Annotated in this window: 13 protein-coding genes and 1 tRNA gene; 10 read left to right on the forward strand and 4 right to left on the reverse strand. The window is 70.7% G+C overall.

The window, feature by feature from the left end; genetic code table 11:
* Positions 1–96 precede the first annotated feature (96 nt).
* Positions 97–1,293, reverse strand: a complete 1,197-nt coding sequence (locus AC1DWP_RS01080) for a PucR family transcriptional regulator (RefSeq protein ID WP_477612606.1) — start codon at positions 1,291–1,293, stop codon at positions 97–99.
* A gap of 126 nt (positions 1,294–1,419) precedes the next feature.
* Between AC1DWP_RS01080 and AC1DWP_RS01085 the strand changes: the two genes are divergently transcribed.
* The gene (locus AC1DWP_RS01085) at positions 1,420–2,553 is read left to right on the forward strand and encodes a glycerophosphodiester phosphodiesterase (protein ID WP_477612607.1); all 1,134 of its coding nucleotides are present in this window, start codon (positions 1,420–1,422) and stop codon (positions 2,551–2,553) included.
* A gap of 53 nt (positions 2,554–2,606) precedes the next feature.
* Here the strand turns inward: AC1DWP_RS01085 and AC1DWP_RS01090 are convergent, their stop codons facing one another.
* The 3 genes from AC1DWP_RS01090 to fdhD all read right to left on the reverse strand — a co-directional run bounded on the left by AC1DWP_RS01090 (position 2,607) and on the right by fdhD (position 7,340).
* The gene (locus AC1DWP_RS01090) at positions 2,607–3,494 is read right to left on the reverse strand and encodes an NAD-dependent epimerase/dehydratase family protein (RefSeq protein WP_477612608.1); all 888 of its coding nucleotides are present in this window, start codon (positions 3,492–3,494) and stop codon (positions 2,607–2,609) included.
* A gap of 104 nt (positions 3,495–3,598) precedes the next feature.
* Positions 3,599–6,364: a pyruvate dehydrogenase (acetyl-transferring), homodimeric type gene (aceE, locus tag AC1DWP_RS01095; RefSeq protein WP_477612609.1), complete on the reverse strand. Its 2,766-nt coding sequence runs from the start codon at positions 6,362–6,364 to the stop codon at positions 3,599–3,601.
* Between the two features lie 148 nt (positions 6,365–6,512).
* A complete protein-coding gene (fdhD, locus tag AC1DWP_RS01100) occupies positions 6,513–7,340 on the reverse strand; it encodes a formate dehydrogenase accessory sulfurtransferase FdhD (RefSeq protein WP_477612610.1) in 828 nt (275 codons plus the stop codon).
* Positions 7,341–7,403: 63 nt separating this feature from the next.
* Between fdhD and AC1DWP_RS01105 the strand changes: the two genes are divergently transcribed.
* From AC1DWP_RS01105 to AC1DWP_RS01145, 9 genes are all read left to right on the forward strand, one after another.
* Positions 7,404–7,925 (forward strand): PH domain-containing protein, encoded by a 522-nt coding sequence (locus AC1DWP_RS01105; protein ID WP_477612611.1) that lies wholly within the window; start codon positions 7,404–7,406, stop codon positions 7,923–7,925.
* Positions 7,922–9,382, forward strand: a complete 1,461-nt coding sequence (locus tag AC1DWP_RS01110) for a PH domain-containing protein (protein ID WP_477612612.1) — start codon at positions 7,922–7,924, stop codon at positions 9,380–9,382. Before AC1DWP_RS01105 ends, AC1DWP_RS01110 begins: the two co-directional genes overlap by 4 nt.
* Positions 9,383–9,556: 174 nt before the next feature.
* On the forward strand, positions 9,557–9,982 hold the full coding sequence (locus AC1DWP_RS01115; RefSeq protein ID WP_477612613.1) for a DUF3052 domain-containing protein: 426 nt from the start codon (positions 9,557–9,559) through the stop codon (positions 9,980–9,982).
* Positions 9,983–10,004: 22 nt separating this feature from the next.
* Positions 10,005–10,475 carry a peroxiredoxin gene (locus AC1DWP_RS01120; protein WP_477612614.1) on the forward strand — a complete coding sequence of 157 codons (471 nt, stop codon included), beginning with the start codon at positions 10,005–10,007 and terminating at the stop codon, positions 10,473–10,475.
* A 169-nt stretch (positions 10,476–10,644) separates the two neighbouring features.
* Positions 10,645–12,444 carry an ATP-binding protein gene (locus tag AC1DWP_RS01125; protein ID WP_477612615.1) on the forward strand — a complete coding sequence of 600 codons (1,800 nt, stop codon included), beginning with the start codon at positions 10,645–10,647 and terminating at the stop codon, positions 12,442–12,444.
* Positions 12,445–12,615: 171 nt separating this feature from the next.
* Positions 12,616–12,688: transfer RNA gene (locus tag AC1DWP_RS01130), tRNA-Val, on the forward strand.
* A gap of 1 nt (position 12,689) precedes the next feature.
* Positions 12,690–13,550, forward strand: a complete 861-nt coding sequence (locus AC1DWP_RS01135) for a Nif3-like dinuclear metal center hexameric protein (RefSeq protein ID WP_477612616.1) — start codon at positions 12,690–12,692, stop codon at positions 13,548–13,550.
* On the forward strand, positions 13,496–14,287 hold the full coding sequence (locus AC1DWP_RS01140; RefSeq protein ID WP_477612617.1) for a zinc ribbon domain-containing protein: 792 nt from the start codon (positions 13,496–13,498) through the stop codon (positions 14,285–14,287). The genes AC1DWP_RS01135 and AC1DWP_RS01140 overlap by 55 nt, the downstream gene beginning before the upstream one ends.
* Before the next feature lie 3 nt (positions 14,288–14,290).
* Positions 14,291–15,463: a bifunctional RNase H/acid phosphatase gene (locus AC1DWP_RS01145; RefSeq protein WP_477612618.1), complete on the forward strand. Its 1,173-nt coding sequence runs from the start codon at positions 14,291–14,293 to the stop codon at positions 15,461–15,463.
* Positions 15,464–15,494 lie beyond the last annotated feature (31 nt).

The raw sequence follows: 15,494 nt of genomic DNA on the forward strand, positions 1-15,494 counted from the left end.
CACGAACATCCGGCACGACATTTGGAGGATGTCTACAAATGGCGTGGCGTGGGAGCGGGTCTGTGCAGTCCCCTCCGAGCGTGGGTGAAGCCCTCTCTAGGTGCCGTTGACGGGTCTGGACGCGGAGATGACGGGTCGACTCAGCCTTCCGAGGGCGAGGGCGATCCGCACCGTGTGCGCGTCATGCGGGTCGGTGAGCTGGTAGCCCGTCAGGTCGGCGATCTTGCCCAGGCGGTAGCGCACCGTGTTGGGGTGGACGAACAGCACCCGCGCCGTGCCCTCCAGGCCGCCACCGGTCTCGAGGTAGGCCGACGCGGTCTCCAGGAGACCACCGCGGCTGGACGACAACGGGTGCCAGATGCGGTCGAGGAGCAGTGCCCTGGCCGGAGCGTCGCCCACGAGGACGCGCTCGGCGAGCAGGTCGTCGGCGGTCACCGGCCGGGGTGCGCCCGGCCAGGCATGAGCGCAGGACTGGCCGGCCAGGGCAGCCCGCGCCGACCGGCCGGCCGCGAACAGGTGCGGCACCGTGGGGCCCACGACGAGCGGTCCGTCGCCGAAGTGGTCGGCGACGGCAAGGGCTGCGGTCATGGGGTCGTCGACGTTGCCGAGGATGCAGACGAGTCGGCGTCCCTGCACCGCGATGAGCGTGTCCACACCGACGCGTTCGGCCGCACGACGGAGCCCGTCCACGATGCCGGCTGAGCCTCCCGGAGGGGTGCTGCCGGCGATGACCGCGACCCGGGTCGTGGACCCCCAGCCCAGGGCTGCGGCGCGAGACTGCATCGAGTCGTCGGCCTCACCGCGCAGGACCGCGTCGACCACGAGGCCCTCGAGCCGCGCATCCCAGGCGCCGCGCGCCTCTGCGGCGTGGGCGTAGACCTCGGCGGCGGCGAAGGCGATCTCGCGCGAGTAGCGCAACACCGACTCGCGCAGCGCCTGTTCCTCGCCGGGCTCGGCGAGGGCCGTAGCGTCCTGCTCGACGACGTCCACGACGGACCGCACGAGGTCCAGGGTCTGGCGCAGGGTGATCGACCTGGTCAGCTCGCGTGGCGCCGTGCCGAAGACGTCGGCGGTCACGGGGGTCTGGTCGCCGCCGGCCCGGAGCCACGCGATGAACGCGGCAATGCCGGCCTGGGCCACCAGCCCCACCCACGATCGGTCCTCGGCGGACAGCACCCGGTACCAGTCGTGGGCCGCCTCCATCCGCTTCGTCGCGGCCGACGAGAGCTCGCCTGCGGAACGCTCGACCCGTTGCAGGGTGGCGGTCGACGTGCTCACGCGAGTGGCCGGCATACCCCCAGTCTATTTGTATGCCGCCCACAACCATGGCACCGCGGCCTCCGACGGTTCGGCTCGGCTTCACCCGCTCGACACCGCGCGGTCGCCCGCTGCCGCCCGGCAGTTCCTAGCGTCGTGGCCATGACCAGAACCCTCCCTGTCCTCCTCGCCACCGGGGCCCTCGTCCTCGGCTCCACCGTGGCCGCCAGCGCCAGCGCCAGCACCACGGCCGCACGCGCCACCCCGGACACCGGACGTGCTGCGACCCTCCCGCTCGTGCTGGCCCATCGGGGCGCCTCCGGGTACCGACCCGAACACACCGTGGCCGCCTACGAGCTGGCTGCCGCCATGCATGCCGACTACATCGAGCCCGACCTCGTCATGACCAAGGACGGCGTGCTCGTCGACCGCCACGAGCCCGAGATCTCGGGGACCACGGACGTCGCCGACCACCCCGAGTTCGCCGCCCGCAAGACCACCAAGCTGCTCGACGGCGTCTCGACGACGGGGTGGTTCACGGAGGACTTCACGCTCGCGGAGCTGCGGACCCTGCGTGCCAAGGAGCGGCTGCCCCAGATCCGCCAGGAGAACACCCTCTACGACGGGCGCTACGCAGTCCCGACCTTCGAGGAGGTGCTCGAGCTGCGCGACAGGCTCTCCAAGGAGTACGGCCGCCAGGTCGGCATCATCCCCGAGATCAAGCACTCGACCTACTTCCACACCAAGGGCCTCAACCCCGAGGCCGCGCTCATGAAGCTCTTGGACAAGCACCACCTCAACCGCCCCAACGCACCGGTGTGGGTGCAGAGCTTCGAGCTCGGCAACCTGGTCGCGCTCCGCAGGACCTACGGCTACAAGGCGAACGAGGTCTTCCTCGCCAGCGGGACGGGCGCGCCCTACGACCTGGCCAGCAGCGGCGACCCCCGCACGTACGCGGACCTGCTCGCGCCCGCGAGCCTCAGGTCGCTGTCAGGCACGATCGACGGGATCGGCCCGGACAAGAACCTCGTGGTGCCCCGCAGGAGCGACGGCACCCTGGGCAGCCCCACCGGACTGGTTGCTGCCGCCCATGCGGCCGGCCTCAAGGTCACCCCCTACACGTTCCGTGCCGAGAACACCTTCCTGCCCACCGACTACCGGGTCGGCCCCAACCCTGCGGACTACGGCAGGGCGGTGGACGAGGTCGTGGCGTTCCTGCGGGCGGGTGTGGACGGGGTCTTCTGCGACCAGCCGGACATCTGCGTCACGGCTCGCAAGGAGCTGCTCGGGCGCTGACGTCGGGCTGACCTTGAGCTGACGTCGGCTGACGTCGGGCTGACTGCGCGCAGTCAGCCGGCGTGCTCCCGCCAGGAGTGCGCCGGCTCGTAGCCCAGCAGCCGTCGGGCCTTGTCGATGCCCAGCAGGGTCTCGTGCTCTCCGAGGTCCTTGCGCACCTCGACGCCGGGGAACACCTCGGCCACGAGGTCCGCGCTCGAGCGGCTCATCACCGTGTCCGCGTTGGCGATGACGAAGACCTCGCACCCTGGCTCGGTCCGCTCGAGGCCGAGCCGCACCGCCTGCGCGCCGTCGCGACCGTCGATGTAGCCCCAGAGGTTCCATCTGCGCAGGGACGGGTCGGCGTCGAACGACGGGAAGGCCGCGTAGTCCTCCGGGTCCATGACATTGGAGAACCGCAGCCCCACCATGGCCAGCTCGGGATCCCACCGGCAGAAGTGCCGGGCCATCTCCTCCTCGAGCGCCTTGTTCAGCGAGTAGGTCGACTCCGGCCGCGGGTCGTACTCCTCGTCGACAGGGACGTACGGCGGGGGAGTGTCGAAGGGCAGGCCGAGAACCGTCTCGCTCGACGCCCAGACGATGCTGCGGACCTTCAGGGCGCGGGCGGCGGCGAAGACGTTGTAGGTCGCGGCCGAGTTGTTCGCAAACGTCGCCGCATTGGTCGTCAGCCCGGACGCGGGGATGGCCGCGAGGTGCACGACCGCGTCCACGGGTGTCGAGTGCTCGTCCACCCCGCCGGAGAGCGCCTCGAGCACCTGGCCGTAGTCGGTGAGGTCGACGGTGATGAACGGCGTCGCCGGCGAGGGGGGTCGGGTCCGGTCGAGCGCGAGCACGTCGTACCCGTGCTCGGCAAGGTGGGCGACGACCGTGCGGCCGAGCTTGCCGGTGGAGCCGGTGACGGCGACGCGGCGCCGTGGGGTCAGTGCGGGCTGGGAGGTCACCCTGTCATCCTGCCCCAGGGACAGGTATGCCGCCCGCTCAGGTGAGCGGGCGGCATACCTTGTCGTGCAACAGGTTTCATCTCATGGGCATGGCGGGGCCAGGGTCAGCTGTCGCCACCTGCGTTGCCGGACGTGCCGGCGGTGACGTCGAGCAGGCGGTAGCGGGCCGCAGCCTCACGGGCCACCCCACCGTCGACCTCGCCGCCCTGGACGAGCATCTGCAACGCCCGCACGGCGACGGACGGGCCGTCGATGTGGAAGTACCGACGTGCCGCCGGCCGGGTGTCGGAGAACCCGAACCCGTCGGCGCCGAGCGAGGCGAAGTCTCCGGGCACCCACTGCTGGATCTGGTCCTGCACCTGGCGCATGTAGTCGGAGACGGCGACGACCGGACCGCGCGTGTCACGCAGCCGCTCGGTGACGTAGGGGGTCCGGGCCTCGCCCTCGGGGTGCAGGAAGCGCTGCTCGTCGCAGGCCATCCCGTCCCGGCGCAGCTCGCTCCATGACGTCACGGACCACACGTCGGCGACGACGCCCCAGTCGTTGCGCAGCAGGTCCTGCGCCTCGAGGGCCCACGGAACACCGACACCCGAGGCCAGGAGCTGCACACGCGGCGCGTCGTCGGGCAGCCCGTCGGGGATGCCGGGAGCGAACAGGTGCATGCCCCGCAGGATCCCCTCGTGGTCGACGTTCTCGGGCTCCTGCGGCTGGCTCATCGGCTCGTTGTAGACGGTGATGTAGTAGATGACGTTCTCCGGGTCGTCGCCGTACATCCGGCGCAGCCCGTCCTCCATGATGTGCCCGATCTCGAACCCGAACGCCGGGTCGTAGGACACCACGGCCGGGTTGGTCGCAGCCAGGATCGGGCTGTGGCCGTCGGCGTGCTGCAGGCCCTCACCGGTGAGGGTGGTGCGGCCGGCGGTGGCGCCGATCAGGAACCCGCGAGCCATCTGGTCGGCGGCCGCCCAGATCGAGTCAGCTGTGCGCTGGAAGCCGAACATCGAGTAGAAGACGTAGATCGGGACCATCGGCTCGCCGTGCGTGGCGTAGGACGTGCCGGCCGCGGTGAACGCTGCCATCGAGCCCGCCTCGTTGATGCCGAGGTGCAGGATCTGGCCGTCCTTGGCCTCCTTGTAGGCGAGCATCAGCTCCGCGTCGACCGAGGTGTACTTCTGGCCGTGCGGGTTGTAGATCTTGATCGTCGGGAAGAACGAGTCCATGCCGAAGGTGCGTGCCTCGTCCGGGATGATCGGCACCACGCGCTTGCCGAACTCCTTGTCGCGCATCAGCTCCTTGAGCAGTCGGACGAACGCCATCGTCGTGGCGATCTGCTGCTTGCCGGTGCCCTTCTTGACGACGTCGTAGGCCGAGTGGTCGGGCAGCTTGAGCGGCTCGTGCTGCACGCGACGCACGGGCAGCGGGCCTCCGAGCTTCTCGCGGCGCTCGAGCAGGTACTTGATGCTCGGGTCGTCGGGGCCGGGGTGGAAGTAGGGAGGGGAGTAGGGGTCCTTCTCCAGCACCTCGTCGGAGATCGGCAGCTTGAGGCTGTCGCGCAGGCCCTTGAGGTCGTCGAGGGTGAGCTTCTTCATCTGGTGCGTCGCGTTGCGGCCGGCGAAGTGGCTGCCGAGGCCGTAGCCCTTGATCGTCTTGGCCAGGATCACGGTCGGCTGTCCGGTGTGGTTCATCGCCGCCTGGTAGGCCGCGAAGACCTTGCGGTAGTCGTGGCCACCGCGCTTGAGCCGCCACCAGATGTCCTCGTCCGACCAGTCCTTGACCATCTCGCGGGTGCGGGGGTCGCGGGCGAAGAAGAAGTCCCGGACGTACTTGCCGTCGTTGGCGCGGAAGGTCTGGTAGTCGCCGTCGCTCGTCGTGTTCATGAGGTGCACGAGGGCGCCGTCGCGGTCCTGGGCCAGCAGCGGGTCCCAGCCGCGACCCCAGACCACCTTGATGACGTTCCAGCCGGCGCCACGGAAGAACGCCTCGAGCTCCTGGACGATCTTTCCGTTGCCACGGACGGGGCCGTCGAGGCGCTGCAGGTTGCAGTTGACGACGAAGGTGAGGTTGTCGAGCTCCTCGCCGGCTGCCAGCTGCAGCAGGCCGCGCGACTCGGGCTCGTCCATCTCGCCGTCGCCCAGGAACGCCCACACGTGCTGCTGGCTGGTGTCCTTGACGCCGCGGTTGTGGAGGTACTTGTTGAACTGCGCCTGGTAGATGGCGTTCATCGGGCCGATGCCCATCGACACCGTCGGGAACTGCCAGAAGTCAGGCATCAACCGCGGGTGGGGGTAGGACGGCAGCGCCACCGGCTGACCGCCGACGATGTGGCTCTTCTCCTGGCGGAACCCGTCGAGCTGGTCCTCGGTGAGCCGGCCCTCGAGGAAGGCGCGGGCGTACATGCCGGGGGAGGCGTGCCCCTGGAAGAAGACCTGGTCGCCACCGCCGGGGTGGTCGGGCCCGCGCCAGAAGTGGTTGAAGCCGACCTCGTAGAGGGTCGCGGCAGAGGCGTACGTGGAGATGTGCCCGCCGACCCCGATGCCGGGACGCTGCGCGCGGTGCACCATGACCGCGGCGTTCCAGCGCAGGTAGGCGCGGTAACGACGCTCCACCTCCTCGTCGCCGGGGAACCACGGCTCCTGCTCGGGCGAGATGGTGTTGATGTAGTCGGTCGCCGTCAGCGACGGGACCCCGACCTGCATCTCACGAGCGCGCTCGAGCAGCTTGAGCATGACGTAGCGAGCCCGCTGCCGACCGCCCTCCTCGATGACCCCGTCGAGGGAGTCGAGCCACTCCTTGGTCTCCTCGGGGTCGATGTCCGGGAGCTGGCTGGGGATGCCGTTGAGAATGGGTCCGGCTTCCTCGCGTGCGGCCACGGTCGTGAGTCCTTTCTCGCGCCAGAGTTGACGAGGGGTCGCGGGGTTGCCTGCGACCTCCTCGTCCATCTTCCACCCCAAAGAGGCGCAGGTCACAACCGGAGGTGGCTACTGGCCAGTATGCGAAGCGTGGACGAACTGCCTCGGCTCACAGACCGAGGCGGTGGCCGCCCGCATAGACCGTCAGGCGCGGCGGGCGGGCGAAACCCACGAGCGTCAGCCCGGACTCCGTGGCCAGCTCTGCGGCCAGCGACGAGGGTGCGGACACCGCTACCAGGGCGGGCAGCCCGGCCATCACGGCCTTCTGGACCAGCTCGAAGCTCGCCCGCCCGCTCACGACGAGGACGTGCCCGGTCAAGGGCAGCAGCCCCTCACGACCGGCCCAGCCGACCACCTTGTCGACGGCGTTGTGGCGCCCGACGTCCTCACGCACGACGAGGGGTTCGCCATCGGCGGTGAAGATCCCCGCCGCGTGCAGCCCGCCCGTCCTGTCGAAGACCTTCTGCCGGGTCCGCAGCGTTTCGGGGAGGCCAGCCACGACGACGGGTGACAGCCGCAGCGGGTCGTCGCCGACGGCATACGGGCTGCTCGCGGTGATGGCGTCGATGCTGGTCTTGCCGCACACGCCGCAGGCGCTGCTCTGGTAGCCCGAGCGGGCGACGCGTCCGAGGTCGGGCACGACGCCGGGTGCCAGCGTCACGTCGACCACGTTGTAGGTGGGGGAGCCGGACTCGTCCTCGTCGAGGCAGTGCATGAGGCGGAGGACCTGGTCGGCCCGGCGCAGCACCCCTTCGGTGAGCAGGTTGCCCAGTGCCAGGTCGAAGTCGTCACCCGGCGTGCGCATCGTGACGGTGACCGAGGTGCCGGCCACGCGGATCTCGAGGGGTTCCTCGACGGCGAGGGTGTCCGGTCGCGCCGTCGACCGGACCCCGTCCGAGGTCACCTCGACCCGGAGCGCCGGCGTCCGTCTCGTCACCCGTCCCACGCGAGCAATGTATGTCGCGGACCCGAGCCTCTCACCGGCGGATAGGTTGGGAACGTGAGCGACGCCCCCATCGAACAGTCCCCGTCCCCCGATGAGGTCCGCCTCTTCGGCGACACCGGTATGCCGTGGCGGCCCGTCTCGCCGAAGCTCGCCACCGCGCGGCTGCTCGTCCTGTCGGTGTTCCTCGTTCCGCCACTGCTGGCCCTGCTGGCGCTCGCGGTGTTCGTGTGGACGTGGTTCTGGGTGGGAGCCGTGGTCCTCGCAGTCGCCCTCGCCTTCGGTGCCTGGCTGATCAGTCGGCAGGTCCCTGCGATCACGTGGGCCGAAGGTGCGGAGGAGCTGGTGGTCCGCCGCGGTCGGATGTTCCGGACCCTGGTGAGCGTGCCCTACGGCCGGCTGCAGTTCGTCGACGTGCAGTCCGGTCCGCTGGGGCGGCGGTTCGGCATGGCCACCGTCGAGCTGCACACCGCCTCGCCCCAGAGCGGCGGCCAGATCCCGGGGCTGCCCACGGCCGAGGCCGAGGCCCTCAGGGAGCGGCTCGCGGCCCGGGGCGAGTCCCAGCGGGCTGGCCTGTGAGCGCTGTCGAGCCGACGCCGGTCCCGGCGTCGGAGCCGGCTCCCGAGACCGGATGGCGGCACCTGCACCCCCTCTCACCATTGCTCAAGGGCGGTATCGCGTTCGTCGCCGTGCTGGCCTACGTCGTGTCGCAGCAGGCGGACTCGTTCTTCGGCGCGCAGCGGGACGACCCCACGCAAGGCCACCTGGGCTGGGCCGCGATCGGCGTCCTCGTCGTCCTGCTCGGGATCATCGCGGGCGCCTGGGTGTCCTGGCGGTTCTCCCGATTCCGGGTCGCCGACACCCTCATCGAGCTGCGGACCGGCGTGGTCTACCGCCAGCACCGGCAGGTGCGGTTCGACCGGATCCAGGCCGTCGACCTGGGGCGGCCGTTACTGGCTCGCCTGACGGGACTGTCCGAGGTCGTGGTCCAGTCCGCGGGTGGCAAGGACTCGCACCTCACGCTGTCCTTCCTCACCGACGCCCAGGCCCAACAGGTGCGAGAGCAGCTGATGGCCCTCGCGGGACGCAGCGACGAGGTCGGCGCACCCTCGGTCGCACCGCCGAGCGGAACGCGCGAGTGGGGCGGAGCCCACCTGTCTGACGAGGACTACGCCGACCTGCCGGCGCCGGCGCCCGTCGGCCAGCGCATCCTCGCGATCCCGAACTCCCGCATCCTGCAGTCCATCCTCTACACCGGCCCCGGGGCGGTCATCCTGCTCGCGGTACCCGCGCTCGTGGTCTCGGTGGCGCTCGGCGTGCCGGAGATGGTGGCCTGGCTCGGCCCGATGACCTTTGCGGTGGGCACGTCCCACCTCAAGCGACTCATCCAGGAGTGCAACTTCGAGCTGCTCCAGCAGGGCGACCGGCTCCGGATCCGGCACGGCCTCACCGACCTGCGGACCACCACGGTGCCGCTGCACCGCATCCAGGCGGTCGAGGTGAGCCAGTCGCTGCCATGGCGGCTGACCGGCTGGTGGCGGATCAAGGTCAACGTCGCCGGGGCGGGCACCGGCGACGACGTCACCCAGACGGTGCTGATGCCGGTCGGCAACCGACAGGAAGCCCTCCACGTCCTCGCTCTCGTGCACCCCGGCATACCTCCGGCTGCGGCCCTCGCCGCGCTGGAAGGGGAGGGCACGGCAGAGGGGTTCGTCACCGCGAGCAGGCGAGCGATGCCACTCGATCCCCTGAGCTGGCGACGCCAGGGGTATGCCGTGGTGCCCGGAGGCCTCCTCACCCGCCGCGGCGCGTGGTACCGCGCGGCCCAGTTCGTGCCGCACGCGCGCATCCAGTCGCTGAAGGTGGAGCAGGGGCCGGTGCAACGCCGTCGCGGCGTGGCGACGGTCAAGCTGCTCTCGACCGTGGGCCCGGTCTCACCGGTCGTCGCCCACCTCGACGAGGTGGAGGCGGTCCGTCTGCTTGCCGAGCAGGTGGTCCGCTCGGGCCGAGCCCGCCAGCGGGCCCAGCAGGTCTAGCCGGTCTAGCCGGTCCTAACCGGTCGCGTGGGGGAGTGCTGATCGGCCATATGCCCGACCCCAACCTTGTCCACGCGGTGGGAATGTGTGCGTTTTCCGCCGACTCGGTTGAAAATCCCGGCTCAACCCGATGGACTTACCCGCAACTGACCGCCTCGAGGGATGGAGAAGGGTGTGACCACGCCAGCGCGCTCCGCGCTGCAAGCATCGGTGGGCCGACTCGGCCTCACCGCAGGACAGGTGATCCAGGAGTTCGGCTACGACTCCGACGTCGATGACGACTTCCGCTTCGCCATCGAGGATCACACCGGCACCGAGCTCGAGGACGAGGAGTACCAGGACGTCGCCGACGCCTCGCTCATCTGGTGGCGGCAGGACGACGGAGACCTCGTCGATGCCGTCGTCGACGCCCTGACCAACCTGGGAGAGGGCGGCTCGGTCGTCGTCCTCACGCTGAAGTCGGGTCGTCCCGGCCACGTCGAGGCGAGCGACATCGAGGAAGCCGCGACCACCGCGGGTCTGCACACCTCGGGCACCGTCAACGCCTGCGACGACTGGACGGCCACCAGGCTGGTCGCCCCCAAGACCGGTCGGCGTTGACGTCGCTGGCAGACTGCCGGGCATGACCTCACCCTTGGCTGTCGGGGCTGCGGCCCCGGACTTCACCCTCAGGGACCAGAACGGCCAGGAGTTCTCCCTCGCGCAGTTCCGCGGCGCCAAGAACGTCGTCCTGGTGTTCTACCCCTTCGCGTTCTCCGGCATCTGCACCGGTGAGCTGTGCGAGATCCGTGACGACCTCGGCGGCTTCGTCGCCGACGACGTGCAGGTGCTCGCCGTCTCCTGCGACCACATGTTCAGCCAGCGCGCCTGGGCCGACAAGGAGGGCTACTTCTTCCCCCTCCTGTCGGACTTCTGGCCGCACGGCGGCGTGGCGCAGAGCTACGGCGTCTTCAACGAGCAGGCCGGTGCGGCGGTGCGCGGCACGTTCCTGGTCGACACCGGTGGGGTGGTCCGGTGGTCGCTGGTCAACGAGATCGGCCAGGCCCGCGACTTCACCGGTTACCACTCGGCGCTGGCCGAGCTGCGCGGCTGACCATCCCCTCCCGGGCGGCGGGTGGCTGTTTCGCCCCCCTGCGCTAGTCCCAACGGATGAAGAGGGCGGACATACCGGGCGATAGCGGTTGGACGAGCCCCCTTTGCGGTTACCCTGCGTCGGTGCTGGGGAGTCACGACAGTCAGTCAGGGGTGAGCAGTCGGTGGTCTTGACCACGACCGGGATGCAGGCGTTGCGGGGCCTGTCGGAGCTGATGAACCGCGCCAGCGGCCAGGAGAGCCTTCAGGACGTGCTCGACCTGATCGTCGAGGGCGCGGCCGACGTCGTGGGCTTTCGTGTGGCCGCCGTCAGTCTGGTGCAGCCCGACGGCGACCTCGAGGTCGTTGCCGTGGGCGGTGACCCGGGTGCGCGCCGCGAGCTGATGGGCCGACGCACCCCCCGCGGCCTGGTGGAGGCCGAGTTCGAGATCGCCGAGAAGTGGGGCACCCTGCGGTTCGTACCGGCGGACCGTTTGCCGACGACCTCGCAGCCCGGCTGGGTGGCAGAGGGGTGGGATGTCTCCGCGATCGGGGAGCCGGACTCCTGGGACCCCCTCGACACGCTGCTCGCGCCCTTCTACGACGTCGCCGGCACGTGGCTGGGCATGATCACCGTCGACCTTCCGCTCAGTGGCAAGCGCCCCGACGAGGTGCAGCAGGCGCTGCTCGAGGTCTTCGCCAACCAGGCAGGCATCGCCATCAACGGAGCTCGACAGCGACTCGCGCTGACCGAGCAGGCGCGCCTCGCCGCCGCGGTGCACACCGTCGCCCGGATCTCCCAGGAAGTCCTGGACCCGGCTCGCGCCGTGGAAGCCGTCGTCGAACCCGTGTTGGAGGGTCTGAAGGGGTCCGCGATCTGGGTGCGCACGTTCGGCCGCGAGAACGACCCGGCCGACGGCAGCGTCGTCGCCCACTTCGGACACGGCTCCGACAGCGCCCCCGCGGAGGTCCTCAACCTGGTGCGGAGGGTGGCCCAGCAGTGCTGGCGACGGCGGACTGCCGCGCTGGTGCGTGCGGGTTCGACTCACCCCCAGGGACTGCTGACCGAGGAGGAAGTTGCCACGATGCTCGCCTTCACGGCGCCCTTCGGCGGCGGGGCCTGGATGCTCGCACCCATCGGGGCGGGCCGTGAGTGCCTGGGCCACCTCGTCGTCACCCGCTCGGCCCAGGAACCGACCTGGAGCGACGCGGAGGCCGCCTCGGCGCTGGAGATGGGCCGCGACATCGGACGGGCCATCGTCAACGCGCGGCTGCTCGAGCTGGAGCGCCGCCTGGTTGACCGGTTGCGCCAGTCCGACCGCGCGAAGACGGACCTGTTCGCCACGGTGGCGCACGAGCTGAAGAACCCCCTCACCTCCATCGTCGGCCACCTGGAGCTGCTGCATGACGACCCGACGACGGACAGCGACTGGTCGCTGGGGGTCATGGAGCGCAACACCCACCGGCTGCAGGCCCTGGTCAACGACCTGCTCACCCTGTCGAAAGTCAGTGACCCGGATCGCCCTCTCGTCAGCAGCCAGGTGGACCTGGCCGGGCTGACCCGCGATGCGATGGACATGTTCCTGCCGGGCGCCGAACAGCGCGGCATCCGCCTGACCAGCGACCTGTCCGACGGGGTCGCGGTGGTCACCGGCAGCGCCGACGAGCTGGCGCGGGTGGTCGACAACCTCGTGAGCAACGCGGTGAAGTTCAGCCCTGACCACGGAGAGGTGCGGCTGAGCACCCGGCGAGACAGCGACAATGTCGTCCTGCTCTGCACCGACGACGGGCTGGGCATCTCCACCGAGGACCAGCAGTCCCTGTTCACCGAGTTCTTCCGGAGCACCAACCCCGTCGCCCTCCAGGTCCCCGGCACCGGTCTGGGCCTGAGCATCGTCGCCCGGATCATCGCGCGCCACGGCGGCTCCATCAGCGTGGAGTCCGAACTGGGCAGCGGCACGACCTTCGAGGTGGCCCTCCCGGCCGCGTGACACCCCTTGGGGAAGAAGCACCGGCATGATTTCTCGGTTCCGGCAGGTAAATTCTTCGTCTGACCCCCTCCGAACAGGACGTTGTGTTGCGGTGGCGTGGGGTGGCGCCACAACCTGACAGAATGTCGACCGCAGTCCGAACGCGGCGCCCTGCGCCGGCCGTGACGACGCGGGCCTGTAGCTCAGTTGGTAGAGCGCCACGTTTACACCGTGGATGTCGTCGGTTCGAGCCCGGCCGGGCCCACATGCACACCACCCTGGCTGACGTCGTCCGTGTGCTTGATGACCTCTACCCGCCGTCGACGGCGCAGTCGTGGGACCAGGTCGGGCTGGTGGCCGGCGACCTCACCCAGCCGGTGCGGCGGATCCACTTCGCCGTCGACCCCACGCTGGCCGTCATCGAGGAGGCGCGCGCCCTCGGCGCGGACCTCCTGGTGACGCACCACCCGCTGCTGCTGCGCGGCATACACAGTGTGGCCACGTCGGGCGCCAAGGGCGCCAGTGTCACGGCGCTCGTGGTCCACGACATCGCGTTGTACGTCGCACACACCAACGCCGACGTCGCCTCGCCGGGCGTCAACGACGCCCTCGCCCAGGCGTGCGGCCTCAGCGACGTCGAGCCGCTCGCCGTCGTCGAGGGACAGCCACTGGGGCGGGTCGGACGGCTCACCGCGCCGGTGTCGCTGGCCGAGTTCACCAGGTCCCTGTATGCCGCCCTGCCGCCCGCCGCGGGCGGGCTTCGGGTGGCCGGCCCGGCCGATGCCACGGTCCAGCGGGTCGCCGTGATGGGCGGCGCCGGCGACGACCTGTTCGACCACGTGAGGGCCAGCGGTGCCGACGTCTACGTCACGGCCGACCTGCGCCACCACCCGGTCCTCGAGGCCCGCGAGGAGTCCAGGGGAGGTCCGCCCTACCTCGTCGACGCAGGTCACTGGGCCACCGAGTCGCTCTGGCTCGCGCGTGCTGCCGAGCGCGTCCGGACGGCGGTTGCGGAGGCCGGCCCGGAGGCCCCTAAGGTGGAGACCCACATCTCAACACTGCGCACCGACCCGTGGGACTTCGTGGTCGGAGCCGAATCGCCCGCTGGGCCTGGAGGTACGTCCTGAAAGCCGACCCGTCCCGTCAATGGCGACTGCTCGACCTGCAGGCGATCGACACCCGTCTCGACCAGATCGCGCACGCCCGCAAGAGCCTGCCCGAGCACGCGGTGCTGGCCGACCTCCAGACCAAGGCCGCGGGCCTCGACTCGCTGCTGGTGCGGGCTCGGACCGAGCTCGGCGACATCCAGCGCGAGATCGCCAAGGCGGAAGCCGACGTGCAGCTCGTCCGAGACCGGGCGGCCCGCGACCGAGCCCGGCTGGACTCCGGCACCGGCTCGGCCAAGGACCTGCAGGCGATCCAGCACGAGCTCGAGTCCCTGGTTCGTCGACAGTCCGAGCTCGAGGATGTCGAGATCGAGGTCATGGAGCGCGCCGAGGACGCCGAGTCCGCCGTCTCGCAGCTCGACGTCGAGCACGCCACGCTGGCCGCGCAGATCACCGCGGCCACCGAGGCGAGGGATGCCGCTCTGGCCGACCTCGAGCACGAGGCCATCAAGGTGGCCGCCCCACGCGCCGACATCGTGGCCGGCGTGGGCGACGACCTCGTCGCGCTGTACGAGAAGATCCGCGTCCAGAGCGGCGGCCTCGCGGCGGCGCCGCTGCGGCAGCGTCGGTGCGGCGGGTGCCAGCTCGAGCTCAACAACGTGGACATGAACCGCATCAAGGCGGCGCCCGCGGACGAGCTGCTGCGCTGCGAGGAGTGCCGGCGCATCCTCGTGCGCACGGCCGAGTCCGGCATCTGAACCGTGCCGTCGACCCGACGTGCGCTCGTCATCGAGGCTGACGGTGGCTCCAGGGGCAACCCCGGGGTCGCCGGGTACGGCGCCCTCGTGCGCGACCCTGTCACAGGGCGGGTGCTGTGGGAGGGCGCCGCGCCACTGGGCAAGGAGTCCAACAACGTCGCGGAGTACTCCGGCCTCATCGCCGGCTTGAAGGCGGTCCTGCGGATCGACGCGGGCGCCGACGTCGAGGCGCGGATGGACTCCAAGCTCGTCGTCGAGCAGATGGCCGGACGCTGGAAGATCAAGCACCCGGACATGCGCATGCTCGCGCTCGAGGCCCGTGACCTGGCCGCCCAGATCAGCGCGGCGGGTGGGTCGGTGTCGTTCACGTGGATCCCACGCGAGCAGAACAAGGACGCGGACGCCCTGTCCAACGACGGCATGGACGGGCGGACCATCGACCGCATGCTGGGGGAGGGCGGTGCCGGCGGCGAGACCGGGGGCGACCCTGTCGACGAGGTGGTCGACGAGGTGGTCGACGAGCTGATCGACCCCGAACCCAGTCCGGCAGCCACCGGGCCCTGGCAGGGCACCCCGACCCGGATCGTGCTGGTGCGCCACGGCGTCACCGAGTTCACGGTCGCCTCACGCCTCGACGGCCGGGGCGGAGCCGATCCCTCGCTCAACACCGTCGGCCAGGCCCAGGCGGCAGCCGCAGGACGGGCCACCGCACACCTCCTTGGCGGCGCACCGGCACGCCTGGTCACGTCATCGCTGGCGCGGGCGCGCGAGACGGGTGCCGCCGTGGCCGAGGCGATCGGGGTCACGACGCTGGTCGACGCGGACTGGGACGAGCAGGACTTCGGTGACTGGGACGGCGCCGGCATCCCCGACCTGGTCCGCGACCACCCGGGTGAGCTGGCTGCCATGCGCGAGGACCCGGCATACGCCCGTCCGGGCGGGGAGTCGCACGACCAGCTGGCCGCGCGAGTCGTCGCCGCCTTCGACCGGGTGGTCGCCGCGGGCGGCACCACGGTGGTGGTCTGCCACCGCAAGCCGATCATGTGCGTGCTCGCCCACGTCCTGGGCATCCCGCACGACAAGGTGTGGCGTCTCGCTGCCGCCCCGGGGTCGCTGACCGCGCTGGAGGTCTGGCCCGACGGCAACGTCTCGGTCGCGTTCACCAACCGCACCTGAGGACATCCCCGCCCCGGGGCGGTCCACGACG

This window comes from Pedococcus sp. P2_F6 (genome assembly GCF_056403675.1).

Excerpts from the sequence above, each read along its gene's own strand:
- AC1DWP_RS01080 (WP_477612606.1), bottom strand. The coding sequence starts at position 1,293 with ATGCCGGCCACTCGCGTGAGCACGTCGACCGCCACCCTGCAACGGGTC.
- AC1DWP_RS01085 (WP_477612607.1), top strand. The coding sequence starts at position 1,420 with ATGACCAGAACCCTCCCTGTCCTCCTCGCCACCGGGGCCCTCGTCCTC.
- AC1DWP_RS01120 (WP_477612614.1), top strand. The coding sequence starts at position 10,005 with ATGACCTCACCCTTGGCTGTCGGGGCTGCGGCCCCGGACTTCACCCTC.
- AC1DWP_RS01135 (WP_477612616.1), top strand. The coding sequence starts at position 12,690 with ATGCACACCACCCTGGCTGACGTCGTCCGTGTGCTTGATGACCTCTAC.